Here is a 26,263-nt window from a genome sequence, read left to right as displayed (position 1 = left end):
GGCGCGCGCCTGGAACCGTCCGGGGCATGCGGGACGGGGAGTGGCATGAGTTCTGAAGCGTTGCTTGCCGCGACGGTAGACGGCGAGAGGCTCGAGCTTTTGGCGGCCGGCGACTGGACGGCCGATCGCGCCAATGATCTGGAGCGGCTGGTGATGGCCGTGGCGCTTCCGCCGCAGAGCCCGATCCGCGTCGTGCGGGTCGACATGGCGGGGGTCGCCAAGCTCGACACCTATGGTGCCTGGTTGCTGGAGCGGCTGCTGCGCGGCTCGCGCGAGCAGGGCGCGGCGGCCGACGTGATCAACCTGGCCGACCAGTTCCGCACCATCGTCGACACCGTCCACCAGACCACGGAGCTTCCCGACCCGGAGCGAATGCGGCGCAAGAGCGTGACCGACTGGCTTGCGACCGTTGGCGAGAATATCGCCGAAGTCGGCACCTCGGCCGCCCTTTTCGTGCAGATGCTCGGCGCCGTGACCTTCGCCTTCCTGCGCATCTTCTGGCGTCCGCGCAGCTTCCGGTTCACCTCGCTGGTGAACCAGATCGATCTGGTCGGCTGGCGCGCGGTGCCGATCATCCTTCTGATCACGTTCCTGATCGGCGCCATTCTGGCGCAGCAGGGCATCTTCCATTTCCGGCGGTTCGGCGCCGATATTTTCGTGGTCGACATGGTCGGTATTCTGGTGCTGCGCGAAGTCGGCGTGCTGATCGTCTGCATCATGGTGGCCGGCCGGTCGGGCTCTGCCTACACCGCCGAACTCGGTTCGATGAAGATGCGCGAGGAAATCGACGCGCTGCAGACCATGGGCTTCGACCCGATCAGCGTGCTGGTGCTGCCGCGCATCCTGGCGCTGGTGATCGCGGTGCCGATGCTGACCTTCCTTGGCGAGATGTCGGCTCTATACGGGGCCGGACTCGTCGCCTCGCTGTATGGCGGGATTCAGCCGGAAGTGTTCCTGCAGCGGCTGCGCGAGGTGATTTCCATCAATCATTTCATGGTCGGCATGATCAAGGCGCCCTGCATGGCGATGGTGATCGGCATCGTCGCCTGCGTCCGCGGGCTGGAGACCAAGGGTTCGGCGGAATCGCTCGGCGCCCAGACCACCGCCGCGGTCGTGCAGGCGATCTTTCTGGTGATCGTGCTGGACGGCATCTTCGCCGTGTTCTTCGCAGCGATCGACAAATAGGCGCCACGCATGTCGAACACCGATACTGGCTTCGATATCCTGTCGCTGTTTGATGACGGCCCCGAGCCGCAGCTCGACATTTCACAGGATATCGCGCTGCGGGTGCGCAACCTGCAGGTCAAGTTCCGGCGCCAGCATGTGCTCAAGGGGGTGAATTTCGACGTGAAGCGCGGCGAGGTGCTGGGCTTTGTGGGGGCGTCGGGTGCCGGCAAGTCGGTGCTGCTGCGGACCATGATCGGTCTCATTCAGCCGAGTTCGGGTACGATCGAGGTCTTCGGCCAGGAATTCTCCAGAGCCAAGGAGTTGCGCGAGCAATTGATCGAGCGGCACTGGGGGATTCTGTTCCAGCATGGCGCGCTGTTTTCGGCGCTCACCGTGCGGCAGAACGTGCAATTCCCGATGCGCGAATATCTCGATCTGTCGCCGCGCCTGCTCGACGAGGTCGCCGCCGCCAAGCTGAAAATGGTGGGGCTGCCGCCGGAGGCGCTGAACAAGATGCCCTCGGAACTGTCGGGCGGCATGATCAAGCGCGTGGCGCTGGCGCGGGCGCTGGCGCTCGATCCCGCGATCGTATTTCTCGACGAACCCACGTCCGGCCTCGATCCCATCAGCGCCGGCGAATTCGACAATCTCATCAGGACCTTGCAGCGGACTTTGGGGCTCACCGTTTTCATGGTAACGCATGACCTCGACTCCCTGCATTCCGTCTGCGACCGGATCGCTGTTCTGGCCGACGGCAAGGTGATCGCCGCAGGCCCGATGTCGACGATGCTGGCTTCGGAACATCCGTGGCTCAAGGCATATTTCCGCGGCAAGCGCGGCCGCGTCGGCGCAACGATGTGAGCGCAACAATGTGAGGTTGGCGTATGGAAACCAGGGCAAATTACATCCTGATCGGCTGCTTCACGCTGGCGGTGATTCTTGGCGCGTTCGGATTCGTGTACTGGTTCCACCATGTCGGCGGCACTGGCGAGCGCATGACCTATCGCATCCTGTTTCAGGGCCCGGTCGGCGGATTGCGCGCCGGCGCGTCGGTGAACTTCAACGGCATCCGGGTCGGTGAAGTCACCGAACTGTCGCTTGACCCGAAGGATCCAAGACACTCGATCGCCACCATTTCGGTCGACGCCACGACACCGGTACGCGCCGATACCGAGGTGAGCCTCGACTCGCAGGGGCTGACGGGAATTGCCGTGCTGGCTCTGCGCGGCGGCTCGTCGAGCGCCGGGCCGCTGACCGAAAAGAGTGGCGACATCCCGCTCCTGACCGCAGGCTCCAGTGCTTCGCAGGACATGATGGCAGCGGCCCGCGACGTGGCGCGGCGCATCGACGCGGTGCTGGTGGAGAACCAGAAGACGTTGAAGAACTCGCTGAAGAATATCGAGTCCTTCACCGAAATGCTGGCGAAGAATTCGGATTCGCTTTCGAAATCGGTGCGCAACATCGAGGCCTTTACCGATACGCTCGCGAAAAACTCCGAGAAGGTCGACCGCATCCTGGCGAGCGTCGACTCCCTGATGGGAGAGGAAAAGGGCGACGTGCCGGAAGCGATACGCGCCTACAAGACGCTCGCCGAAGGTCTCGACAAGAAGCTGGACGGCCTGATCGTGGATGGGCGCCGTACGCTCAACACCATCGACCGCGCGGTGCGCAATTTCGATGCGAATCCCTCGCGCATCATCTTCGGCGGCGGGCGTCCGGCCACCCAGCAGCGGCGGTAGCGGCGGGGTATGAGGGCTGAGGCGCGCAGGCGCCGCCGCGGGACGAACCCCGGGGACGGTGCGATTCCGATGCTGAGCGAGTGCGTGCGGCGATGGAAATGCTTTGAGCGTTCTGGCCATTCGGCGGAGCCCTAAGCAAGCTCGGCCATTTGAGGCGAGGGCCCGTGCGCCCGTTCTGGGCCGATCATCCACGGTGGCCGCAACCGGAATGGCTCACCATAGGCATGGGCGTCCGGCCGAGAGGCGCCGCATTTGCCATGATCTCAAGTAGTATTTCGTGGCCGGAGCCTGTTTCTGATATCAGGTAGCGAGGGCCGATGGTGACATTTATGGTTTTGAACCGGCGCGCTTCATTAGTCTGCATTGCTTTGCGATGGTGAGACTACGCGAATGCTAAGTGTCATCGTCTATGGCCGCAACGACAATTTTGGCTATAACTACCACAAGCGCGTCAGCCTCAGCCTGAATGCTTTCGCAGAGCACCTCGACAACGACAACGACGAACTGATTTTTGTCGACTACAATACCTCGGACGAGTTTCCGACTTTGCCCGAGGCGATCGCTGACACGCTGACGGCAAGAGTCAGGTCAAGGCTCCGCGTTCTGAGGGTTCGGGCGAACCTGCATCGCTTGCGTGCTGTCGGCGCGCATCTGGATGTGATTGAGCCGATAGCACGCAATGTCGGCCTGCGGCGATCAAATCCATCGAACCGATGGATACTCTCGACGAACGCGGACAACGTCCTCATTTCGCGCGGGGAACACAGCCTGTCGGCAATCTGTTCGTCGCTCGAGCCGGGTCATTACGGCCTGCCAAGATTCGAAATGCCGGAGGCGCTTTGGGAGCTTGCGGATCGAGCGAACCCGGAATCTGCAAGGATGAATTTCGAACGATGGGCCGCTGCCGCGCGCCTCGATGAGGTAGTTCACGCGGTAAGCGAAGTTGGTTTCGACAACCCTGGCGACTTTCAGCTCGCGCTAAGGACTGACCTGTTCGAAATTGACGGTTTTGACGAGCGGATGCAACTTGGCTGGCATGTGGATCACAATCTGGCCAGGCGTCTGGGTTTTCGGTATGGCGATCCTCGCAGCCTCGCGGGCCACTTCAAGCTTTATCATTGCTCGCACAATCGGCAGCAGACGGCCACTCATCGCGGCGACCGCACGCAGAACGATCCGGTTCGCTTCGTTCACGGGCTGGCCCATGCGGAACTGCCGCGACAGCGCGACACCTGGGGTTGTCCGGCGGATGACATCGAAGACGTGCGCCTGGATGACAAGCCGACATTCGGAACCGTTGTCGCGGATATGTTTCCAGAGCAGGATTCGGTTCCCGCCGCCGTCTTCAATTCCGCTTCCTACGGAAATTTCTACTACGCGTCCCCGCATGTGGTGCCATTCGTGCTGAGCGTTCTGAATACTCACGCGCGGACAACGACGATCGGCTATGCGGGAGTGCGGCGGGATACGTTTGATCATTTGCGCAGGGGGCTGACCGGACTTGGTTTTTCCCGCCGCATTCTGGTCCCGCAAGAGATGGCTGAACGCCTGATGGTCGTTGACGGACCAGGTGTTCAAGTCATCGACCGCGATGGCTTTGGCCGGATGCCGGATCTGCTGGTTTTTGAATTCGGCGTCATCCGCGACGAATTGGGAAAGGCGCGAGACGGTCAGGCAGCCGTGGCGCTGAGCCGGGATGAAGAAAGCGCTCTTGAGAACGTCTATGGCCTCTTTGTCTCTGCCACCGAACATGAGCGAGAAAGAATCGGCGCCCGGGATGTTTCCGCGCGTCAGTTTCTTGCCATCAACGCGGTTCACAACTGCTACCAGCCATTGATCGAAAAGGCGCTGTCGACCAGTGCTGCGCCGTTTACGACGCGCCTTCGGCACGGTTACGTCGTGCCGGGAGGAGCAAGCACCGCAGAAACATCTGTACTATCCGAAGCGTTGAGGCTTGAGCTCGATCGCGTCGATCGGGTTTCCGTGCCGGAATTGTCGAATGCCCACGAGATGGTTCTGGCCGTGATTCAGGGCGGGCAAGTTTCGGAGAAGGAGAGAGCGAGTTTCGTTGCTGCCGCGCCGCTGGTTCTCGCCTATCTGGATCAGCCGCGGGCGAGGGCGCTTTTTTCCGAAGACAAACTCAAGGCTGCCCGGGCATATTTTTCGACGTTGCTGACGGCGCAAACTCCAATCGCCGCGGGTGCCTCGATAGTCGAGGCGCGGCCGAAACCGAGCGAACGGCCCCTTAGTGGCCTGGCATGCTCGGCTGATTGGGACGACGAAGTCTGGCTAAAGGGCGCGCGTGACATTGTCGGTCACAATGATCCCGCTGCGCTAACCGCCCGGAATGGCTGGGTATGGGAACGCGCGCAAATACTGCATGCGATGGACCGTGAGGCGCTGGTCGGCCGCGAACTGCGGGCCCTTATTGTGTGCAAGCTTCCCGACCCGATCGTCGGGGCGGCCTCATTTCGTGTCGGCGCCCTTGATATCGCCGACGCGCATGGCTTTTTCGAAGCCGGGGCGGTTCCGGAACGGAACGTCGCTCACTGGGTCTCGGGATCGCGATACGATGCGGGTCGCGTGGCGGTTATTTCGCCGTCCCAATTCCGTTCCGATAGTGGACGTTACGATCTGGCCATCGTGCCGCATTCGGCTGCGTTCGACAAACGTGTCCCGGGCCTCGTACCCTTTCTCAGACGACTCACCACGAGGCTGAAGGACAATGCCACGATCATTGTCACAGGCGAGGTTGCGCTGAGGGGGCGGCTTGCCGAAATGAGGCCAACACTCCGGATGGCGGGCCATGAAGGACTGGGGCGCGTGCTCCGGGAGCACACGGGAATGCGTCTGTCGGGCGACGCCTTTGATGACTCGTTGGCAGGCGCCGATCTCAGGCTGGTTGGTGACCGGAATCAGATCGAGGCCGGGGCTCCTTGTCTCGGCTCCCTTCAATCGGGTGACGTGCTGTGGCCCGGCGTCTGGGTGATCAGGGTTGAACACCCCACCGAGGACTGGGATGCAGCGGAACTGGCCGTCAAGAAGCTTTATTTCGGAGAGCAGCTACCGATGCTGCGGATCGGACCCGCAGGCGAAGCCATCGACGGAGTGATCGCCGGCCGCGAAGGGCACGAGGGCACGGTGTTTTTTGGCCCGTATCTTGTATTGCCCAAAGGTGATTACCGGATCGAGATTTCTCTGCGTGGAATATCCGAGAACTGGCCACCCAGGAGTGCGCGGATTCGGGTCGAGGCCGCGCTCGGGTCGGCAATTCTGGCGACATCCGAAGTCCGGACCAGCCGAGCGACCGAAACGATCGCCATGAAAGTCCGTGCTGATCCGAAAGCCGACGATCAACTGTTTGAGATTCGTTGCTGGTCCGACGGACGAACCCGCGTTCTGTTTGAAAGAGTGGAATTGATGGAAATGTCTTAGGGATGTCAGGCGAACACATCGAACAACAACGGGTTCATTCGAAGCGCACAACGTCGAGCGGTGAATTATGACGAAGAAGATTGCTCTCATCACCGGTGTTACCGGACAGGACGGCTCCTATCTTGCAGAGCTTCTGCTATCCAAAGGATATGTTGTTCACGGCGTGAAGCGGCGCGCGTCGTCGTTCAACACCGAACGCGTTGACCATCTTTATCAGGATCCGCACGAAGGCGACTGCCGCTTCTTCCTTCACTATGGCGATCTGACCGATGCGACCAACCTGATCCGGTTGCTGCAGGAAGTCCAGCCGGACGAGGTCTACAATCTTGCAGCCCAGAGCCATGTCCAGGTCAGTTTCGACACGCCCGAATACACGGCGAATTCAGACGCGCTGGGAACGCTGCGCCTTTTGGAGGCCATTCGCATCCTCAAGCTGAAGGAGCGCACGCGCTTTTATCAGGCATCGACCTCCGAACTGTACGGCAAGGTTCAGGCCGTGCCGCAGAACGAGAGCACACCGTTCTATCCGCGCAGTCCTTACGCGGCCGCCAAGCTTTACGCGTACTGGATCACGGTCAACTATCGTGAGGCCTATGGCTTCTATGCGGCAAACGGAATCCTGTTCAACCACGAGAGTCCGCTGCGCGGCGAGACCTTCGTAACCCGCAAGGTAACGCGCGCGGCTGCCGCCATCGACCGCGGGTTGCAATCCGTTCTGTATCTCGGCAATCTGGACGCCAAGCGCGATTGGGGTCACGCGCGCGACTATGTTGAGGGCATGTGGCGAATTCTGCAGCAATCGGAGCCCGACGATTATGTTCTGGCAACCGGTGAAACGCATACCGTGCGCGAACTGGTCGAGGTGGCGTTCGAATGCGTCGGGCGCCGCATCGTTTGGAAGGGCGAAGGTGTCAACGAGGTTGGGCTTTGTGCTGAGAACGGAGCCGCTTTGGTTCGGGTCGATCCGCGCTACTTCCGACCGACCGAGGTCGACCTCCTGCTCGGTGACCCCTCGAAGGCACGTCAAAAGCTCGGTTGGAAGCATACCATCGGTTTTCGCGAGATGATTGTGGAGATGGTGCAGAGGGACCGTGAAAACGTGCTGCGCGAACGTGAGCGACGCGATCGCCATGGATGAGGCTGTCAAGGACAGGGCCGTTGCGCCGATAATTTACCCACTTTCGGGCAAACGGATATGGGTTTCAGGCCACCGCGGCATGGTGGGCTCTGCCGTGGTGCGGCGGCTGGCGTCGGAGGGTTGCGAGATACTCACCGTATCGCGCGCCGACACCGATCTGCGTCGGCAGGCGGAGGTCGAGGCGTGGATGGCGCGCGAGAAACCTCACGCGGTCGTGGTGGCCGCCGCCAAAGTGGGCGGAATTCTTGCCAACGACACGCAGCCGGCATCGTTTCTCTATGACAATCTGATGATCGAGGCGAATATCGTTCACGCCGCCCTGGAGACCGGAGTGGAGAAACTCTTGTTCCTCGGCTCGTCCTGCATCTATCCGAAACTTGCACCACAGCCGATGACCGAAGACGCGCTCCTTACGGGTCCGCTTGAGCCAACGAATGAGTGGTACGCAATTGCAAAGATCGCAGGCATCAAGTTGTGTCAGGCCTATCGCAAGCAGCATGGCAAGGACTTCATCTCCGCCATGCCGACAAATCTCTACGGTCCGGGCGACAATTATGATCTGCAGGGGAGTCATGTTCTGCCGGCGCTGCTGCGCAAGGCACATGAAGCGAAGCTGGCGCATCGGGATTGCGTGGATATATGGGGAAGCGGCATGCCGCGCCGCGAATTCATGCATGTCGACGATCTTGCGGACGCACTCGTTTTCTTGCTTCAACGCTATTCGGGTGCCGAGCACCTCAACGTGGGAACCGGTACCGATCTGACGATTCGCGAACTGGCCGAGTTGATCTGCGAAGTGGTCGGTTTCAAGGGCGATCTGAGGTTCGACAGTTCCAAGCCGGATGGTACGCCACGGAAGTTGTTGGACGTGTCACGGCTGGCTGCATTGGGATGGACGGCGCAGATCGGGCTGGAAGCAGGGGTGCGCGGAGTCTATGCTGGGTTTCTGGAGCGCGAATTCGTTTCCTTGTCATGATCACGGCTGTCGGGTCGCCGAGCGGATCTGGTCCACATCTTCACCCGGACGACTTAGGATTTCTGTCGGATGGTCGCACCGACGACTTGCGAATCAGGGGGCTGTCAAGACGACAGCGACGGACTTAGAGCCTATCGTGTCGGCGTGGGGTGCACTGGCCGTTGTTGCAGGGCTTTGATCTCGACGCGTCGATTGCAGCGTGCCACAATTTTCAAGGATCGCCTTTTCGGTTGCCCATGAAGCCGCCTGCCTTTTTCTCAATTGTCACCGTCGCTCGAAACGATGCCTGGTCGCTTGTGAAGACCATGCGCTCAGTTTTTGAGCAGAATTTCCGTGATTTCGAATATATCGTTATCGACGGTGCCTCAAAAGACGGCTCGCCGCATCTCCTGGAGTTCTGGCAGAGCCAGGGGCTGGTAACGCGAGGGGTGAGCGAGCCAGATTCCGGCGTCTATAACGCCATGAACAAGGGCGCTCGGATGGCCCGCGGCGAGTTCGTCTGCTTTCTCAACGCTGGCGATGTGTTTGCGTCCGGGGACGTTCTGGCTAGGGCTCATGCAGCCCTGACGAGCCGGCCTCTCGACGGGCTGCTCGGCTGGGGAGAGCTAAACGAACAGATCTGGGCCTCCTGGGCGGAGGGTGAGGCGTTCAAGATGGCCAGCCTCGGCTTCTGTCATCAGGCTTTCTATATCCGGCGCTCGCTCGTTCTCAAGGAGCCCTTTGACGAACGCCCTTTCAAGACTGACAGCGACACGCTGCAACTCGGACGGCTTTACGCCAGGGGCGCCCGTATCGCGATCCTGCCCGAGGTCCTTGCCGTGCGCGGAGGCGAGCCCGGAATATCATCCGACCTGCAACGGAGCGCTCGGTCCATCATCAATACTCTGACCGAGGAATATTCCGGCTTGAGTGCCGAGGTTGCGGAGCGGATACTCGCCTTCCGCCGCAAGTGCGCGGATCCCGAGACCATCCTGGCCTTGATGGACCTACCGGAGCCGCGTCTCGTCAGACATCTGGCCCGTATGGTCCTCGATACGCTGTTCCAGCGCCAGTCAACTGCGCTTGACGCGGGAATGTGCGAGCGTCTTGTTGACCGTTCGCTTGCCATTCTGAGTGCGGAAGAGGGTGGTGTGCGCGACGCCGAGCACCTGATCTTCGCTCAGGCGCGAAGGGCCGAACTGCTTGAGGACCGCAATGTCGCCCGGCGCGATCTCGACCGCGCCATCACGAAGTTCGAGGCCGAGGAGGAAAAGCGGATCGAGAAGGTGCAAGCCGCTGCCATGGTCAAATCCGAGACGCGCAGCTCGAATTTTATTGTCTCTCTGACCTCTTTCCCCGCCCGGCTGAAGTCCGTGAGCTTTGCCATCCGCTCGCTTTTTGAACAGTCTTGCCCACCAAGGGAAATCCATCTCTGGCTTGGTCGAGACGAAGTTCCAAACAAGAACTGGCTGCCGCGGCGTCTGCGCGTGCTGGAGGAGAGAGGCCTGCAAATTCATTTCGCGGATCGCACCTTTCACCAGTACGACAAGTTCCTCCACAACGCCGAACTGAACGCAGAATCCGCTTTCATCATCGTCGACGACGACGTTATCTACCCGCCGCGAGCGCTCGAACATCTGCTCGACGCCCACATCCGGCACCCGGGGGCCGTTGTTGCCAACCGCTGCCACAAGATCGCGATCGGCAAGGACGGGGTGATCGCGCCCTACCGTGCATGGGAGCGCGAGGTCCATTTGCCTACGCCCAGTTTCTTGCTGCTGCCGACCGGGGCAGGAGGGGTGCTTTATCCGCCAGGCTTCCTCACGGATCCGATGGTGACCAACATTGAGGATATCCTGGCTTACGCTCCGTACGCCGACGATATCTGGTTGAAGGTGTGCGCATTGGCCCGATCGGTGCCCACCGTGGCGACTCCGCTCAGCCACAAGTCGGACTGGTATCACCGCTATACGCCGACCATGCGGGCAGGAACGCTCATGGGGATCAATATCGACCGCGGACTCAACGATTTCCAGCTTGTGCGTTGCCTTGACTGGCTGGCGCGCGCCAGACCGAATTGGCGTGCCGACCTGCTCCTGGAGGAGGAGGTCGCATGACGTCCCGCCTCGTGATCCCCTTCCGCGCATTCTACCGCGCGGACGAAAAGCCGGCGGCCTTCCGAGATATTCTCCGCGGCTGTCTCGCCGGAGGAACGGCCATTTCGGCCGAGATCGGCGCGGAGACCGTCACCCTGGACCTCCAGTCCGGTGCGAATGCGTCTGCTGCGCTGCGCCTTGGGGGGCGTTGGTGCGCGCCCGATTTTCACGCGGGACCTTCGCACGAGGTGGGCATGAAGCTGATGCTGCCCCTTCTGTTTTGTGCGTCGCGCATTGTGCTGCCTTATGCTCATATTTACACGATTGGGCGTGACCATCGGTCGGTCGCTGATTTCTTTGCCAGAAATCTCTTTCTGGCGATGGGACGGAACGCGCCGGTCTCTCTGGAGGAGAGCGGTGACGGCGAGGCTTCCGCGAATGCCGTAGGCGATTTCCGTCGGCAGTATTTTTACATCGTGAAGGCGACGTTTTCGGAGAGCATCTTCCAGGAGCGCAGTGCCGCTGATATTTTTGACCTCATGCTGGCGAATAGCTATCTGCCAGTGATTCCCTTCAAGAACCCGCTTCTCCGACGTGGTGGGGAGGCTCTCAGAAATTCCGTTCGTGCTGTTGGTGCGGACCGTGATGTTGCCGCGCTGAAGCTTCGGTTGATGGACGCGCGGAAGACGATATTGGCGCATTACGGCTCTTGAGGGTGTCGACGTGGATTCGGATACAGCACCGCTGCTTCTGACGGACCACGTTGCGCGAATGGGGAGCCGCGCCCATGTCGCGGGAAGCGTGATCGGATATCCGCGTCACTGGCAGGTTCCGGCCGCCACGGAGAAATCGGCCTATGAGGCGCTCGCTCGCCGCCCGGGACTGCCGGATTTTGTGTATCTGGGCTTTCCTTGGGCCACGGTAATAGATGGTCTGCGCAACGATGCGGCGCCCACCCGTGAACTCCTGCGGGCGCTGGACGGCATTCACGGGAGCCTCGGAGCCATCCAGGCTCGCAGGCGGGTCACGGTCGCGCAACACATTCACGCGGACAAGTTCATAGAACTTTTCAGGGCCTGCGGGGTGACCGATCTGTTCTGGACGCACGCGCGGGCAGACCGCCCGGAAATCGGCGGTATTGCCGTCCACCCATTCCCGCTTTTTCCTGCCCAGACGCCGGACGGTCCGGAAAAAGGCGATCTGCATCGACCCCGCCGTTATCTGGCGAACTTCATCGGAGCCTACAATCCGAAGGTCTATCTGACAGACGTGCGCGAGCACGTCTTCCGCGACGCGGGCACGGCGCCCGATCTGCTGATCATCAGACGCGAGGCGTGGCATTTCGAACGCGCGGTCTATGCCGAACAAATGAAGGGCATCGCGCCGGACGCCGCACGGCTTGCGCTGGAAGCGCAGCACAAGGAGGAATATCTGCAGGCGATGCGGGATTCAACCTTCACGCTTTGCCCGTCGGGGTCGGGGCCCAATTCCATCCGGATCGGCGAGGCGCTGGCGCTCGGCTCGATCCCGATCATCCTGACGCGCGATCTGGCCTTGCCCGGAGACCTGGCGCTGTGGGAGGGGACCTGCCTGATCGAGGAGGATAGTGTCACGGGGTACCGGCAGGCGCTAGCACGCGCGCGAGCCATGCCTGACGCGGAAGTGAGGCAGCGCCAGCAGGCAACACTGGATCTGTTCGCCATGATCGGGCCCGGCGCCTATGGCGAACTCATTACGGCCCGAATCGCGAACACGATGGCTGCGAATTCGCGGCCTGTGATAGGAGAGCAAGGGCAGTGAGCAGCCGCGATTGTGGTGGCAGCAGCCTGTTGGGAGAAGCGATGGACCGTTCCAATTGCCAGGATTCAAGCCCGCATGCCGACCCCGGGGTGGTGTGCAAGGATTCCGAGATGTCCGCAACGATAACCTACATCAACCTGGAACATCGTATCGACCGCCGGGAGCATATGGAATCGACGCTCAGGAATTGCCCGTTTCCCTGGTCCCGCCTCAATGCGACTCGTTTCAAGTGTACCGATGTCGAGCTTGAGAAGGAACTTCAAAAGAAGGTTCCAAAAAATATTGCGGTTTCGTCGATATGGGACTCGCATCGGCGCGCGATGGAGTCGCTGTTGGCGTGTGACACCAAATATCGCATTGTACTGGAAGATGACCTTAACATACTGGAGGAGCATGTTGATATCCCTCTGGACGCGGGACAGACCAAGTCTGATTTCTGGAACGATTTCCTGAACTATCTGGAGACGCTGGATTTCGACTGGGACATGATACTTGTTTCGCCGCGATATCGTCCCAAGGATACGATCAGCAGCGGAAAGCTGGTATTCGTGCCGCCCCCGGACGGGTCCGGTCCAAACGACCTGATGCGAATACGCTCAACCCACTTGATCACTGGCGCGCATTTCTGCGTCTATCGAGGCGAAGGTGCCTTGCTGAGGGCGCTTGACGAACTCAAGAAAGCTCCGATCATCTACGACGTCGATCGCTTTCTTGTTGATCGCGTGAGAGCGTTCGGGGTTTCGGTGCACGGAGTGTTTGGGGGAGCCTTTGGATCCGATCATGTATAGAGCGTTCACGTTGATCTTTCATGTATGGTAACTTCTAGAGATTTCCCGGTCTTGGGAGCTTTCCGATTCGGCGTGATAAGTGCGCATCGAAATCAGCGTGTAGGATTGAGAAAGTGCTGAAAAAAAAGGTCCTCGGGGAAATTGTATATGCCTTTCACAAAGGAGAGGATATCCGCTTCTTTGTCACAAACAGGAATGACGTCATCCAGAGCCAGCACTCCAATGGAAATTTTTACGAGATGGAGGAGTTGGCAATAATCGCTTCTTATTTCGTCAAGGGCAGCGTCTTTGTTGATGCGGGCGCCAATGTCGGCAATCACACGTTATTTGTTTCAAAATTCCTGGGTCCATCCAGGGTTTATTGTTTCGAGCCTAATCCGCCTGTCGCCGAGCAATTGCGCATCAATGTATCCCTGAATGGCCTGAATTCGGTTGTGGACCTTTCATTCCTTTCTTTTGGTTTGAGTTCAACCTTTGGAGTTGCAGTTCCCTGGACGGGAAATCCAAACAATTCCGGCTCGACAAGGCTGATTGCCGGCGCCCAGGAGGGCGAGATGGTGCCTGTGGCGACGGGCGACAATTTTTTTCTCAACCGCAAATGCGATTTCATCAAAGTGGATGTTGAGGGAATGGAGTTGGACGTCCTGACGGGGTTCAAGGGGTGTCTGGAGAAGTGGAGGCCGCTATTGTTTGTTGAGGTCAGCGACTTGTTGAGAGACCAGGTCTCGGCGTTCCTGACCCAGGAGAAATACGAGATTAAGGACGTGTTTCGCCGGTATAGCACTAATGAGAACTGGATGTGCTGTCCTCTTTGAGCGGTCTTGTCCTGTAAGTACCGAGCGTACAGAGAGCGCGTCTGGCAGATATCCTTGATCCGCTGTTTCGAGGGCCGCCGGCAGGCCCGCCGGATCGAGACGTCCCCTTCACTGCAAACCAAATCGACCAGCTTGCGATTGCGGACACGCCTCGCATTTTTCGGCGGATGTCGTCCTGAGCATCTCCCAATCGTGCAACAGAAACGGGCGCGTCGGAAGACGCGCCCGCTCGGTGGTCTCTCCGGGGGCAGACCCGGTGCGCGGCTTCAGTCGAAGCGGCCGGCCGCATGGGCAAGCATGGTATAGACCTTGCCGGTTTCGGAAATCAGATAGGTGCGCACCATCGCCTGGCCGCCGCGCTCGTCTCGCGAGACGTCCTCGAGCAGCCGTTCGAATTCGGCGATATAGCGGTCGACTGTCGCCCTAAAATTCCGGTCGGCGCGGTAGCGGTTGCGGATGTCGTCATAGGCGCGCTGGCCGTTCATGGTGTAGAGCTGGCGCGTGAAGGCGCTGCGCTCGCCGCGATTGTAGCGGTCCCACATCTCGACCGCGGCATCATGCTCCACGAGGCGCGCGATGTCGGCGGACAAGGCGTCGAGCGAGTCGAGCGGCCGCTGCGGCGGGGGTGGGGGCGCCTGGCGCCCGTGCTGCGGCGGCTGCGGGACCTGGCCGTCATCCGCGCGTTGCAGCAGATCGGAAAGCCATCCGCTCTGGACCCCGCGCGGGGCCGGCGCGCCCTGCGGCGGGTAGGCTTCGCCGCGTGGCGGTTGTGGCGGGGATGGCGGCGCGGCCGGACGGCCGACCGGCATCTGCGGAAGATGCTCGGGATGGCGCGCCTGCGGACGTGCCGGCTCGGTGCGCCCGCCGCCGACCACCGTCAGCATCGGCTCGGCGGTTCGGCGCGGCTCCGCCGCTTCGATCGAGCGTCCGTGCCGGCTGACGATCCGGTTGAGCTCGGCCAATGCCTCGATCTGGTCGACGATGACGCGGCGCATCTGCGCGGCGTTCTCGGCGGTCTCCTGCGGCAATTCGAGAATGCCGCGCTTCAGTTCGGCACGGGTATGTTCGAGCTGCGCCTGCATTTCCGCAGCCATTTCCTTCATGCTCGCGAGTGTCTCGGCGAAGCGCTCCGACGATTGCCGGAAGATCGTGTCGGTCTCCCCGATCGATTGCTCGTAGATCGCACGCATGACGTCGCTCGTGCGCTTGCGTTCCTCTTCGGTGGTCTCGCGTACGAGTTCGAATTGCTCGGCAATCGTGCGGGTTCCGGTTGTCGCGGTGTCCGCGACAATGCGGGCGATGTCGCGCGCCCGCTCCTCGGCGCCGCCAAGCGACTGGTCGAGCAGGGCGGTGAAGCGTTGCAGCCGCTGCTCCAGATCCTCCGACTTCAGGTCGAGGGTGGCAACCAGGGTTTCCAGCGTGGCGCGGCGCTCGGCGACCGTCGCCTCGGCACGCTGATTGCTCTGATCGACCGCGTCAACCGCCTGCACAAGCGTGCGGCCATGCTGGCCGAACTGCACCGCAAGCTGCGAAAGATTTTCCAGGACGGCGACCGTGTCGGTGCGGAAGGCGTCGACATGGGCGTTGATCTGATCGCCCACCGCCCCGCTGCGGGCGGTCACGTCGTTCATCATGTTGGCGAATTCCGCGACCCTGGTCGTCAGCGAGGTTTCGATCGACGCCATGTTCTCGTGCGCGCCGGTCAGGACTTCGTGCAGGAGCACATTGGCTTCGCGCATGCGCTCGAACAATGTCGTGGATTCGCCGCGCAGGCGCGCATGCGTTTCCACGACCTGTGCGACGGAGTCGGCCGCGATCCGCTGGGATTGTTCGATCGCCTCGCGCGTGGTTTCGTGCATGCTGCGCACCGAATCCGTGGCGGTTCGCTGCGATTGCTCGATCGCGTCGCGCGTCGCCTCCTGCATGTTGCGCATGGTGTGGTTGACACGCCCCGTGGCGGATTCGCCCGCGTCGTTGATCAGACGCGCTAGTTCGTTGGAATTGTCGAGCATGGTGCGCGTGAAATCGAAGCCCTTGCTCTCGATCGCGCTCACCGCCGACTGGGTCGCGCGCTGGACCTCTCCGGTGAACTCCTGGCTCTTCGCCGACAGGGCTGCGAGCAGCGTCGAGGAGTTGGTGTCGAGAATCCGCGTCATTTCCGTGGCACGGGTCGAGACCGTCGCGGCAATTTCGTCGGCCTTGCCGACAAAGCCGCGTGCGACTTCGGCGCTGACGCCAAGCAGGGTGCGTTCGACATCGCTTGCATTCTGCTTCAGGGCATTGCCGATTCCGGCGGAGACAACCGTGAGCACGCGCTCGACCTCCGCGGCCGCGTTGCGCATGGATTCAGTCGACGTGCCGGCGAGCTGAGATAGCGATCGCTCGGCCTCTCCGGTATTCTGGCTCACCGACTGCGCCAGCAGTTCGAGCCGGGCGTTGAGTGAATCGGCAGCCGACTTGGTGCGCGATTCCACCTGGTTCGTGACGGTTTCGGAGCGGCTGACCAGCGCGTCGGTTGCCGCGTGGGTGCGGGACTCGATCTGCTGGGCGATTTTCTCGCCGCGGTCGGCCAGTGCGTCGGTGGCGACCCGGGCGCGGGTCTCGACCTGCTGCGCGACCTGCTCTGCGCGTTCTCCGATCGTCTCCGTGGCGGAGCGAGCACGGACTTCGATGTGGCTCGCGACCTGGTCCGCGCGGTCGGCCAGCACCTCGGTCGCGGTACGGGCGCGGCCTTCGATCTGGATGGCCGCCTGTTCGGCACTGGCTGTCAGGATCTCCGCCAGCGAGCGCGTGCTGCCCTCGACATGCGCCGCCGCGCTTTCGGCACGCTCGGTCAGGACATCGGCGACGGAGCGGGTGCGGCCCTCGATCTGGGCGGCGGCGCTTTCGGCACGTTCCGTGAGGACATCGGTCACGGCCCGCGTGCGGCCTTCGATCTGGGCGGCGGCGGTTTCGGCGCGTTCGATCAGAACATCGGTGACCGACCGGGCCCGGCCTTCGACCTGCGCGATGGTGCTTTCGGCGCGCTCGCTCAGCGCGTCGGTGGCGGCGCGGGCGCGGCTTTCGAACTGCGAGGCGGCCTGATCGGCGCGACCGGCCAGAATGTCGGTCGCCGATCGCGTGCGGCCTTCGATCTGGGCCGCCGCGCTCTCGGCGCGCTCGGTGAGCAATTCGGTGGCGCTGCGGGTGCGGCCTTCGACCTGAAGGGCGGCCTGCTCCGCCTTGACGGTCAGTTCCTCGGTAGCGGCACGGGTGCGCCCCTCGACCTGGAGGGCGGCCTGCTCGGCGCGCGTGGTCAGTTCGTCGGTCGCGGCGCGGGCACGGCCTTCGATCTGTGTGGCGGTCTGCTCAACGCGCTCGGCAAGCAACTCGGTCACGGCGCGTGAGCGGCCCTCGATCTGCGTGGCGGTCTGTTCGGCCCGCTCGGCCATCGTGTCGGTCGCGGCACGCGAGCGGCCTTCGATCTGCGCTGCCGCCTGCTCGGCGCGTTCGGCAACCGAGTCCGTCGCAGCACGGGAACGGCCCTCGATCTGCGCCGCCGCCTGTTCGGCACGTTCGGCAACCGAGTCCGTCGCGGCACGCGAGCGGCCTTCGATCTGTGCCGCCGCCTGTTCGGCGCGCGTCGTCAACTCGTCGGTGGCAACGCGGGTGCGAGTTTCGACCTGCGCGGAAATCTGCTCGGCGCGTTCCGCAAACGCATCGGCTGCTCCCCGGGTGCGCCCTTCGACGTGAACAACGGCCTTGTCGGTGCGCTCGATGAGCAGGTCACCTACGGTCTTGGTGCGGTTCTCAAGTTCGACGGACATTTTTTCCGTGCGGTCGGCCAGGAAGTCGGCCGCCAGCCGCGCCCGGGTCTCGACGGTCTGGACCGCGCCTTCGGAACGCTCGGCCAGCGCCTGCACCGCGCCGGAACTCCTCGTTTCGATCGACTGCACGGCCTGGGTCGCGCGCTCGGCGAGCGCGTCGGCGGCAGCACGGCCGCGCGTTTCGAGCTGTTGCGTTGCAGCTTCGGCGCGGCCGACCAGCAATTCCTCGAATGTGCCGATGCGGGTGTCGAGATTGTTGGCGATGTCCATCGCGCGGGTGCCGAGCACCGAGTCGATTTCCTGCGCCTTGGCGGCGATCACCTCGGATAGCTTGGTTCCCCGGCTGTCGATGGTGTTGGTTACCTCCGAAATGCGGGTCTCGAGGCTGGACACGACCTCCTTGCCGCCGTCGGCAAGTGTCTTTGCAATTTCCAGCACGCGGCCGCCGAGCGCGTCGTTGAGGGTCTGGGTGCGGCTGTCGAGCGCCTCCTGGAAGCGCACGAGGCGCAGGTCCAGCGCGTCGGTGATTTCGCCGGTCTTGCCCCCGATTCGCTGGTCGAAATTGTCGATGCAGGAGCGCATCGTGTCGGTGACCGATTGGGTGCGGTCTCCGAGCCGTTCAACCAGCTCGGCGCCGTGCAGCTTGACGGTACGATCGAATTCGCCGAGGTGCCGGGTGATCAGGTTGCCCAGAGTGGAGGAATCGTTGGCAATGCGCTCGGCGAGGGCGGCGCCGCCCTGCGTGAACATCTCCTCGAACGAGACCAGCCGCGCTCCCAGCATTTCCTTCAGCGCATCGCCATGCGTGCCGATGGTGCTTGCGATGCTGTCGGCGGAACCGCGGAAGGTTTCCATCACTTCGTCGCTGCGCGACAGGATGGTTTCGGTGATGGCGGAGCCGGTCTGTTCCAGCTTCTGGACGACATCGCCGCCGCGCAGACTGAGGTCGACCACGAGCGACTCGCCGGTTGCGCGCAGCGTGGAGCTGACCTCGTCGCTGCGCAACGTGATGTTTTCGGCGGCCTGCGCCGACACCTGCAACAGCCCGTCCGAGATTTCAGCCGCGCGCTCGTTCATCAGTTCGGTGATGGTGGTGGTGCGCTGGGAGAAGTCGTTGGTCACATTGGCGAGCCGCAACTGCATCATCTCGATGAGATTTTGCGCCAGCACGTCGAATTCCTCGGCGATATGCTCGGTCTTGAAGGCGAGGCTGGCATTCAGCCGCTCGGCCGCGCCGTCGATCGCGCTCGTGGTCGCAAAGCCCGAATTCTCGATCGAAGTGGACGCGGTCTGGCTGATCGCGTCGACCGCTTGCGCCGTCTCCTGCGCGGTCTGCTGCAGGCGTTCGAGGATTTCGCCGGCGCGCTCCCCGAGCTGTGCCAGCATCTCGTCGCTGATGCGGTTGAGCGTCGTCGTGATGTGGTCGCTCTTTTCCTGCAGGTCGCGGGTGATGCCTTCGGTGGCCGTCGAGACCTGCGAGGCGACCTGGTCGCTGATTCCGGTGATGTCCTGGTTCAGATCGAGATGAACGCCGGTGATGGCATTGCGGACCTGCTCGGCCTGGCCGATCAGGTTGTCGCGCTGGGTCGCAAGGTCATCGAGCAGGCTGCGGAGACGGACCTCGTTGTCATTATAGGCGCGCTCCAGCGCCGAAACCTCACCCTGTACCAGCGCCTCCAGTTCTGCGGCGCGCGCCAGCGCGCGTTCGACGCCGTCGCCCATGGCGGCGACCTCGCGGCGGATGGCCTGACCGACGGTCACGATCGACTCGCGTGCCAGCCCTTCCGGTTCCGACAGCCGCAGCGCGACCTCGGCCATCGATTGCGACAATGCGCGCATTTCGCGCGAGCGCGCGATCATGTGCGCGACCGAAAAGAAGAATCCGACCGGCGCCAGAAACGTAATCAGAAGGGCCAGCAGGGTCGGCGCGAAGTTTTCCTGCATCTGCGGCAGGAAAGGCGCGGTGAGGATCGCAGCGAAGATGATCCATGCCCCCGAGAGAACCGCGGCGGCGATGAAAAGCGGGCGCGACGACGGTATCCGCGTCGATTGCAGGATCTGTCCGACCGACTTCCAGTCGTCGTTGGCAGGCAAGCCGGGCTCGACATCGGCGGGGCTCTCTGCCGCGAATATTTCTTCGCGCGGCTGCATGGCCGGCTGCCGCGGACGGGGCTGTGGGGCCGCAGCCACGGGCTCCGGCATGCGGGTCTGCTCGGGTGCGGGCGCCGGCGGTGCAGCCGGGGGCTGAGCGGGGCGGGAAGGCGTATTCATCTCCGCGTCGCGGACCTTGAGGGCCTCCTGGATCGCTGCCATCGCAGCTTCGGTCGGATCCACAGCCTTCTTTGGGGTGTTCGACATGGTTCCCGCCTCACTAGACACAACTGACAGACAAGGCTTGGGCAGAGCCCCGAGACCTCCCGGTCCGGGGCCGGTCCCGCCGGCCGAAGCCTTGCCAAAAACAATCGCCGCAGTGCGCCATCCTACCGGCTTGGCAGTCCGAATAAAACTGTCGCCTTTAAGCCCTTCTTAATCATCGTTAATGCCGCCCCATTCACTGCTGTGTGATTTCGGCACAGGTGATGGAACCTGCGCAGACATCGCCCGTTAACGCTTCTGACGCTTGGCCGCGGAAAGGTTGTTTTTTGCGGCGCTTTTTTACCAAGCTTTGGCCCGTGGCCGGCCAAATTGTGCGGATAGGAGCCAAAGAGCTCCGGAGGCGTGCGATGATCGAATTGACCCAGACGGCGATGGACGCCGTGGCCTCCCCCCCGCTTGTCCCGGGGGACCGGCCGATCGACCTTGTTCACCTGTCACGGATGACGCTCGGCGACCGGTCGCTTGAGCGCGAGGTGCTGACACTGTTTGCGCGCCAGATGGCGCTGCTGATCGATCGGATCGAAACCGCCACGCCACCCATTGCCGCCGCGTCCGCCCACACGCTGCGGGGCTCCGCCAAGGGGATCGGGGCTTTCGCGCTCGCGAACGCTGCCGCGCGGCTGGAGGAGGCTGCGACGTCAGGGGATGCGCGGCGCCGACGCGAGAGCGTCGACGATCTGCGCGCAGCCTGTCGCGATGCCGGTGCCGAGATCGCGGAATTGCTGAGCCCGGCCTGAGCCGCTCCGTCGCTGATGGGCCGTAGCCGGCGTCCGCCGTTTCCGTGTTGCGCGCAAGCGCGCAAGGCAGCGCTGGCGCAAATCCTGCAATGCGTTATATAGCGCGTCGCTGGCCGGCCGGCCGGTGCTCCCGTTGCGGAAAGCAGAAGTTACCAGCCCCAGATGGCCAAGATCACGTTTATCGACCACGGAGGCGAGAGCCGCACCGTCGAGGCCGAGAATGGCTCCACGGTGATGGAGAACGCCATCAAGAACGGCATACCCGGTATCGAAGCGGAATGCGGCGGCGCCTGTGCCTGTGCGACCTGCCATGTCTATGTCGACGAGGCCTGGACCGAGGTGGTCGGTCCGCCGTCTCCCATGGAGGAGGACATGCTGGATTTCGGTTTCGACGTGAAGCCGAATTCGCGCCTGTCCTGCCAGATCAAGGTCTCCCCGGAGCTGGACGGCCTGATCGTGCGCACGCCCGAGCGTCAGGCCTGAACTCGCGCCTGGCGCGAGCCTCCTGCGCTGCGATTGTCACTTCGCGGGAAAGCGTGACCCGGAACCCTGCGTCCCATCGACACGGGGATGACGACGCGAAATGGTTTGGATACAAACCATTTCGTCCCAAGCCCACATTGCGTCCCAAGCCCACAACAGCCATTGCCATGCCGAAAATCACATTCATCGAACACGATGGCACCGTCCATGATGTCGAAGCCGAACCCGGCGAGACCGTCATGGAGGCCGCCATGCGCGGATCGGTAGCCGGCATTGTCGCGGAATGCGGCGGCTCGTGCACCTGCGCCACGTGCCACATCTATGTCGACGACGCCTGGATTTCGAAGACCGGGGAACGCTCGCTCGAAGAGGACGAGCAACTCGACAATGCCTATGATGTGCGGGCCAATTCGCGGCTGTCATGCCAGATCAAGATGAGCGACGAGCTCGACGGGCTCACCGTTCGAACGCCAAGCTATCAGGGCAGGTAGAACATGCTGGACACCACGAACGTGATCAAGACCGACGCGCTGATCATCGGCGCCGGCCCATGCGGGCTGTTCGCGGTGTTCGAGCTCGGTTTGCTCGATATCAAGGCGCATCTCGTCGACATTCTCGACAAACCCGGTGGGCAATGCGCCGAGCTTTATCCCGAGAAGCCGATCTACGACATTCCCGGCATTCCCATTGTCACCGGTGATGGTCTCACCAAGGCGCTGCTGGAACAGATCAAGCCGTTCGGCCCGCAATTTCATTTCTCGGAGATGGTGCAGACGATCGAGCGGATCGGCGATCCGGCGTTTCGCATCACCACCGACGCCGGCAAGGTATTCGAATGCAAGGTGGTGATCGTCGCGGCCGGTGGCGGCTCGTTCCAGCCGAAGCGCCCGCCGATTCCGGGCATCGAGGCCTACGAGGCAAAATCGGTATATTATGCGGTTCGGCAGATGGAGCAGTTTCGCGGCAAGCGCCTGCTGGTTGCCGGCGGCGGCGATTCCGCGCTCGACTGGACACTCAACCTCGCGCCTATTGCGAGTCACCTGACTCTTCTGCACCGCCGCCAGGAATTCCGTGCCGCGCCCGACAGCGTCAACAAGATGATGGCGCTGGTCGGCGAGGGAAAGATCGATTTCGTCCTAGGTCAGGTCACCTCGCTGGAAGGCGCGGATGGCCAGGTGAGCAAAGCGATCGTCAAGCGCAATGACGGGTCGAATTTCGAGATCGCCTGCGATGCGATCCTGCCGTTCTTCGGGCTGACCATGAAGCTCGGCCCGGTGGCGGACTGGGGTCTCAGGCTCGACGACGATCTGATCGATGTGAATACGGAGAATTTCGAAACGTCCGAGCCGGGCATTTTCGCCATCGGCGACATCAACACCTATCCCGGCAAGTTGAAGCTGATCCTGTGCGGCTTCCACGAGGGCGCGCTGGCGGCTCAAAAAATCCACCGCTACGTCTATCCGGATAAGAAGCTCACCTTCCAGTACACGACATCGTCGACGAGCCTGCAGAAGAAGCTCGGCGTGGCGTGAGCTTCGCCGCGGCGAACTGGCTGTGATCATGCCAGGCGGTGAAACGGGAACAAGACGATGGGTCTGTACCGCCGCTATGTCGGGCCGCGGCTCATCGCTCTTGCCTGCGCTCAGTCGCGAATCTCCGAGTTGCGCCGGTCGATCATTCCGCAGGCGCGTGGCATCGTCCTCGAAATCGGAATCGGGCCGGGATTCAACCTCGCATACTACGATCCGGACAAGGTGACCAAAGTCATCGGCGTCGATCCGGAACGGGCGTTCGTCGACCTCGCGCAAAACCAGGCGAGGGCGAGCCCGGTACCGGTCGAGATCGTCACAGCGCCGGGCGAGCGCATACCGCTGGCTGACAATACTGCGGATACGGCGGTGCTGACCTACACGTTATGTTCGGTCCAGGATCCATTGACGGTCTTGCGCGAAATCCGACGCGTCCTCAAATTCAACGGCCGCCTGCTGTTTCTGGAACACGGCCGCGCGGACGATGCGGCGGTTGCGGCCTGGCAGGATCGTCTCAATCCATTCTGGAACCTCATCTCGTGCGGCTGCCAGATCAATCGCGATACGCGTGAGCTGCTTCGCTCAGCCGGATTCGCGATCGAGGATGTCGATCATTTTTATTTGCCGGGCGCGCCGAAAATACTAGGCTTTCATTGTCGCGGTGTTGCGAGCTGAATGCGCGCACGAGGCTGCGTTGATGTCGGGCGCATGGCGCGACCGGATTGAAGATCGGGAAGATCAAACGGAGGCTGGTCCAATGCGATGGACATACATGGTGGTCATTGCGGCCGGGCTGGCATTCCTTGCCTCCGACGCAAACGCGCAAAGCAAGAAGACGAAGAGACCCGCTCAGCCGGCCTGCCTCAACGCGCTGGCCTGCGGCCCGCAACCGGTTCCGAAGATGCGCAAGCCGAAATCTGAAAGGTTCATGAAGTCGGCGAGCTAGGACGGTAAACTGCGCGCCGTGCGTCAGCGTTCGCCGTCGAAACCTTTTTTCGCGGAGATGCCGCGCTGACATCGGTCGCGCCGCATAACTCCCGTTGCGTTTGCCGCAGCCCGCAATAGTCTGCACCGCTGTTGAATCCGATCGCCTCGGGTTCCCTTCGGAGAAAACATGGCTACGAACATCCAGTGGCGGACCGGCGTTTCGGGCGACTGGTTCATCGCCGGCAACTGGGTTCCGGATACGGTACCGGTCACGGGGGACATCGCGACCATCGCCGATGGAATCGCGATCATCGATACGCCATCAAATCCGCTGGTCGGTATCGCCATCGTGCTGGCGGCAGACGATACGATCCTGAAAGCGATCGGCGCGACCTTTGAAGGAACCGTGCCCCCGCCCGGCACTGCCGAGATCAATGCGACGCTTACCGTGTCCGGCGCACTGGCGGACTCCACCGACGCCGTCTTCATCGTCGAAGGCGAAACATCCTTCGACGGTCAGATCTTCGTCGAGGCCATTGCCGGCAGCCTGACGATCCTCGTTCAAAACGACGCCAACGGTCATGCGAGTGTGTTCAAGCTGCTGAATACCGACCAGAAGGCCGCGGTGGTCGTCAGTCAGGAGAGCTTCCTCGATTTCGAGGGGCAGACGATCTTCAACCAAGGGCTGATCCAGATCGAGGGAAGTGTCGAGATTTCCGCCGGCATGACGGTTACCGGCACGGATAGCGGCGCATTCCTGCTCGAGAATGGCGGCAAACTGATCGTCGAGGGCAACGTCGGCGCCTCCCAGCAAGTGGTGTTTATAGACGGCACCGGCCTGCTCATGATGGAGAACGTCGCGGGTTTCGAGGGCGTCATTGCGTATGCGGAATTGCCGACGCCGTCCGGCCAGCCGCACCAGGGCGCCGCCGGCGGGCGGATCGATCTCGCCGGGATTGTGGCGCAGTCGCTGACCTACGTCCCGGGCAGCGGAACCGAGCCGGGCACGCTCAAGCTGTTTGCCGGCACCGATCCGGCCGGTACTCCGGTTGCAGAGCTGAGGATGCGGCTGGTCACCGACAACCTCTCGCTGACAAAAACGCAGATGACCAGCTCCGACTTCTTGCTGTCGAGCGACGGGCAAGGCGGAACCGTCGTCACCTATAATCCGGGAGGCGCGAGCTACCTGCTGGAATCGCTGCCCGCGCCCGTGATCGCGTCCGCGGGCGAAGTCGTATCGCTTGCCAGCATCCTCGAAGGCTCGTTCGGGACGTCGAAAATCCCGTTCAAGGGCATCTGGCTCTATCCGTCGCAACCGTTCGACAACACGTCAACCAATGTCGGTTACTGGGATACGCCGAACCAGACGCCGGAATGGTATATCAGTGGAAAGAAGGTCGAGACCGCCACCTTCGTGAAGGACATCGGCAAGGTCACGCTGCATGCCGGCAACCAGATCGACAGTCCCGCCAGCTTCCAGCTACGGCTGACCGAGGACAAGCGCGGTCCCGACGCCACGTTCGTCACCTACAATGTCTGGACCGTCGACCCGGCGGTGATTCAGGCCATGCAGATTGCCGGGCTCGTACCGGGCGCAGCCCCGACGCCGGAAACGATCATGAAGGCCGCCGAGGCGTTCCTGACGGTGTATGGCGATGGCGTGATCCCGAACACCAATCTGTGCAACTGGATCGCCGATAATGTCGCCGCGGCCGCGGGCGCACCGATGCCCGGGCTGAATGCGTCTCTCGATCCGTCCCTCAACCTGGAAGGCGGCTTCTGGCGCATCGTCTATGCGAGCGACATTCCGGATCCGGTCTCGGACTGGTCCGGTCTGGTCCAGCCGGGCGATATTGTTCGCATGGGCTGGTTCAAGCCCGAAGCGGGTCGAATATCGGGCCATTCGACGACCGTGCTCTCTTACGAGCAGGATGGAAAGATCGAATTCTACGATAACAACGACGGCCAGCATATCGGCCGTCACGAGGCCGCCTATTGGCTCGCCACCGATCCCGAAGACATCACGATCTACCGGCTCGATCCCAATCATCAGTATCTGATCACAGGCACCGACGCTGCGGAAACGATCCGCGGCAGCATCCATGACGATCTGATCCGCCCTGGCGGCGGCGCAGATATCATCAAGGCGAGGTTCGGCGACAACGAAATCGAGGGCACGGCGGCGCAGCTCAACGGCATCAAGGTGACGCACTTCGATCTCGGCGATTCATTTCATTTTTCCGACCTCGATCCGGAATCCACGTTCGTGGACCACCACGACGGCAAGCTGCGTGTCTTTGACGAAATCGAGAAGGTTGCCACCATCAAGGTTCCAAAGCCGGGTGGCGGACTTGAATTTGTCGTTACATCCGACATCGATGGCGGTGTGACCATCGAACTGGCGCAAGCGCCAGATCACCAGAACGGGCTTGGCCAGAGTTTTGATCTGCTCTGAGCCGCGCCCATCCCCGG

General features: G+C 62.1%; 19 protein-coding genes. 18 read left to right on the top strand and 1 reads right to left on the bottom strand.

Annotated elements, in window-relative coordinates; all coding sequences use genetic code 11:
- Positions 1-45: 45 nt before the first annotated feature.
- The 11 genes from AB7F49_RS06800 to AB7F49_RS06750 all read left to right on the top strand — a co-directional run bounded on the left by AB7F49_RS06800 (position 46) and on the right by AB7F49_RS06750 (position 13,933).
- The gene (locus AB7F49_RS06800; RefSeq protein WP_428521071.1) at positions 46-1,185 is read left to right on the top strand and encodes an ABC transporter permease; all 1,140 of its coding nucleotides are present in this window, start codon (positions 46-48) and stop codon (positions 1,183-1,185) included.
- A gap of 9 nt (positions 1,186-1,194) precedes the next feature.
- The gene (locus AB7F49_RS06795; RefSeq protein WP_428521070.1) at positions 1,195-2,028 is read left to right on the top strand and encodes an ABC transporter ATP-binding protein; all 834 of its coding nucleotides are present in this window, start codon (positions 1,195-1,197) and stop codon (positions 2,026-2,028) included.
- 23 nt (positions 2,029-2,051) lie between these two features.
- Positions 2,052-2,906: an MlaD family protein gene (locus AB7F49_RS06790; RefSeq protein ID WP_428521069.1), complete on the top strand. Its 855-nt coding sequence runs from the start codon at positions 2,052-2,054 to the stop codon at positions 2,904-2,906.
- 390 nt (positions 2,907-3,296) lie between these two features.
- Positions 3,297-6,341, top strand: coding sequence for a hypothetical protein (locus tag AB7F49_RS06785; protein ID WP_428521068.1), 3,045 nt, complete (start codon positions 3,297-3,299; stop codon positions 6,339-6,341).
- 67 nt (positions 6,342-6,408) lie between these two features.
- Positions 6,409-7,479 (top strand): GDP-mannose 4,6-dehydratase, encoded by a 1,071-nt coding sequence (gene gmd / locus AB7F49_RS06780; protein WP_428521067.1) that lies wholly within the window; start codon positions 6,409-6,411, stop codon positions 7,477-7,479.
- Positions 7,472-8,455, top strand: coding sequence for a GDP-L-fucose synthase (gene fcl / locus AB7F49_RS06775; RefSeq protein WP_428521066.1), 984 nt, complete (start codon positions 7,472-7,474; stop codon positions 8,453-8,455). The genes gmd and fcl overlap by 8 nt, the downstream gene beginning before the upstream one ends.
- A 161-nt stretch (positions 8,456-8,616) precedes the next feature.
- Positions 8,617-10,551, top strand: coding sequence for a glycosyltransferase (locus tag AB7F49_RS06770; protein WP_428521065.1), 1,935 nt, complete (start codon positions 8,617-8,619; stop codon positions 10,549-10,551).
- Positions 10,548-11,243, top strand: coding sequence for a hypothetical protein (locus AB7F49_RS06765; protein WP_428521064.1), 696 nt, complete (start codon positions 10,548-10,550; stop codon positions 11,241-11,243). Before AB7F49_RS06770 ends, AB7F49_RS06765 begins: the two co-directional genes overlap by 4 nt.
- Before the next feature lie 10 nt (positions 11,244-11,253).
- Entirely contained in the window at positions 11,254-12,330 is a 1,077-nt protein-coding gene (locus AB7F49_RS06760; RefSeq protein ID WP_428521063.1) for an exostosin domain-containing protein, read from the top strand.
- Positions 12,327-13,118 (top strand): hypothetical protein, encoded by a 792-nt coding sequence (locus tag AB7F49_RS06755; protein WP_428521062.1) that lies wholly within the window; start codon positions 12,327-12,329, stop codon positions 13,116-13,118. The genes AB7F49_RS06760 and AB7F49_RS06755 overlap by 4 nt, the downstream gene beginning before the upstream one ends.
- Positions 13,119-13,231: 113 nt before the next feature.
- Positions 13,232-13,933: an FkbM family methyltransferase gene (locus AB7F49_RS06750; protein ID WP_428521061.1), complete on the top strand. Its 702-nt coding sequence runs from the start codon at positions 13,232-13,234 to the stop codon at positions 13,931-13,933.
- A 266-nt stretch (positions 13,934-14,199) separates the two neighbouring features.
- Here the strand turns inward: AB7F49_RS06750 and AB7F49_RS06745 are convergent, their stop codons facing one another.
- Entirely contained in the window at positions 14,200-20,097 is a 5,898-nt protein-coding gene (locus AB7F49_RS06745) for a hypothetical protein (protein ID WP_428521060.1), read from the bottom strand.
- Positions 20,098-20,462: 365 nt separating this feature from the next.
- Here AB7F49_RS06745 and AB7F49_RS06740 point away from each other — a divergent pair, with 365 nt between their 5' ends.
- From AB7F49_RS06740 to AB7F49_RS06710, 7 genes are all read left to right on the top strand, one after another.
- Positions 20,463-20,852: an Hpt domain-containing protein gene (locus AB7F49_RS06740; protein ID WP_428521059.1), complete on the top strand. Its 390-nt coding sequence runs from the start codon at positions 20,463-20,465 to the stop codon at positions 20,850-20,852.
- Positions 20,853-21,014: 162 nt separating this feature from the next.
- On the top strand, positions 21,015-21,335 hold the full coding sequence (locus tag AB7F49_RS06735; protein WP_428521058.1) for a 2Fe-2S iron-sulfur cluster-binding protein: 321 nt from the start codon (positions 21,015-21,017) through the stop codon (positions 21,333-21,335).
- A gap of 167 nt (positions 21,336-21,502) precedes the next feature.
- Entirely contained in the window at positions 21,503-21,826 is a 324-nt protein-coding gene (locus AB7F49_RS06730) for a 2Fe-2S iron-sulfur cluster-binding protein (protein ID WP_428521057.1), read from the top strand.
- A gap of 3 nt (positions 21,827-21,829) precedes the next feature.
- On the top strand, positions 21,830-22,867 hold the full coding sequence (locus tag AB7F49_RS06725; protein WP_428521056.1) for an NAD(P)/FAD-dependent oxidoreductase: 1,038 nt from the start codon (positions 21,830-21,832) through the stop codon (positions 22,865-22,867).
- Positions 22,868-22,924: 57 nt separating this feature from the next.
- The gene (locus AB7F49_RS06720; protein WP_428521055.1) at positions 22,925-23,539 is read left to right on the top strand and encodes a class I SAM-dependent methyltransferase; all 615 of its coding nucleotides are present in this window, start codon (positions 22,925-22,927) and stop codon (positions 23,537-23,539) included.
- Between the two features lie 82 nt (positions 23,540-23,621).
- Complete coding sequence (locus AB7F49_RS06715) at positions 23,622-23,810, top strand: hypothetical protein (protein ID WP_428521054.1); 189 nt, start codon at positions 23,622-23,624, stop codon at positions 23,808-23,810.
- Positions 23,811-23,978: 168 nt separating this feature from the next.
- Complete coding sequence (locus AB7F49_RS06710; RefSeq protein ID WP_428521053.1) at positions 23,979-26,246, top strand: hypothetical protein; 2,268 nt, start codon at positions 23,979-23,981, stop codon at positions 26,244-26,246.
- Positions 26,247-26,263: the final 17 nt, after the last annotated feature.

The organism is Pseudorhodoplanes sp. (assembly GCF_050250235.1).
In the GTDB taxonomy this organism is placed as follows: Bacteria; Pseudomonadota; Alphaproteobacteria; order Rhizobiales; family Xanthobacteraceae; genus Pseudorhodoplanes.
This window is presented reverse-complemented; position numbering and strand designations above follow the sequence as displayed.

Bases quoted from the DNA above. Each gene is read 5' to 3' on its own strand.
- AB7F49_RS06715 (WP_428521054.1), top strand. From the start codon at position 23,622: ATGCGATGGACATACATGGTGGTCATTGCGGCCGGGCTGGCATTCCTT.
- AB7F49_RS06745 (WP_428521060.1), bottom strand. From the start codon at position 20,097: ATGTCGAACACCCCAAAGAAGGCTGTGGATCCGACCGAAGCTGCGATG.
- AB7F49_RS06795 (WP_428521070.1), top strand. From the start codon at position 1,195: ATGTCGAACACCGATACTGGCTTCGATATCCTGTCGCTGTTTGATGAC.
- AB7F49_RS06710 (WP_428521053.1), top strand. From the start codon at position 23,979: ATGGCTACGAACATCCAGTGGCGGACCGGCGTTTCGGGCGACTGGTTC.
- AB7F49_RS06730 (WP_428521057.1), top strand. From the start codon at position 21,503: ATGCCGAAAATCACATTCATCGAACACGATGGCACCGTCCATGATGTC.
- AB7F49_RS06785 (WP_428521068.1), top strand. From the start codon at position 3,297: ATGCTAAGTGTCATCGTCTATGGCCGCAACGACAATTTTGGCTATAAC.
- AB7F49_RS06800 (WP_428521071.1), top strand. From the start codon at position 46: ATGAGTTCTGAAGCGTTGCTTGCCGCGACGGTAGACGGCGAGAGGCTC.
- gmd (WP_428521067.1), top strand. From the start codon at position 6,409: ATGACGAAGAAGATTGCTCTCATCACCGGTGTTACCGGACAGGACGGC.
- AB7F49_RS06765 (WP_428521064.1), top strand. From the start codon at position 10,548: ATGACGTCCCGCCTCGTGATCCCCTTCCGCGCATTCTACCGCGCGGAC.
- AB7F49_RS06740 (WP_428521059.1), top strand. From the start codon at position 20,463: ATGATCGAATTGACCCAGACGGCGATGGACGCCGTGGCCTCCCCCCCG.
- AB7F49_RS06725 (WP_428521056.1), top strand. From the start codon at position 21,830: ATGCTGGACACCACGAACGTGATCAAGACCGACGCGCTGATCATCGGC.
- AB7F49_RS06735 (WP_428521058.1), top strand. From the start codon at position 21,015: ATGGCCAAGATCACGTTTATCGACCACGGAGGCGAGAGCCGCACCGTC.
- fcl (WP_428521066.1), top strand. From the start codon at position 7,472: ATGGATGAGGCTGTCAAGGACAGGGCCGTTGCGCCGATAATTTACCCA.
- AB7F49_RS06790 (WP_428521069.1), top strand. From the start codon at position 2,052: ATGGAAACCAGGGCAAATTACATCCTGATCGGCTGCTTCACGCTGGCG.
- AB7F49_RS06720 (WP_428521055.1), top strand. From the start codon at position 22,925: ATGGGTCTGTACCGCCGCTATGTCGGGCCGCGGCTCATCGCTCTTGCC.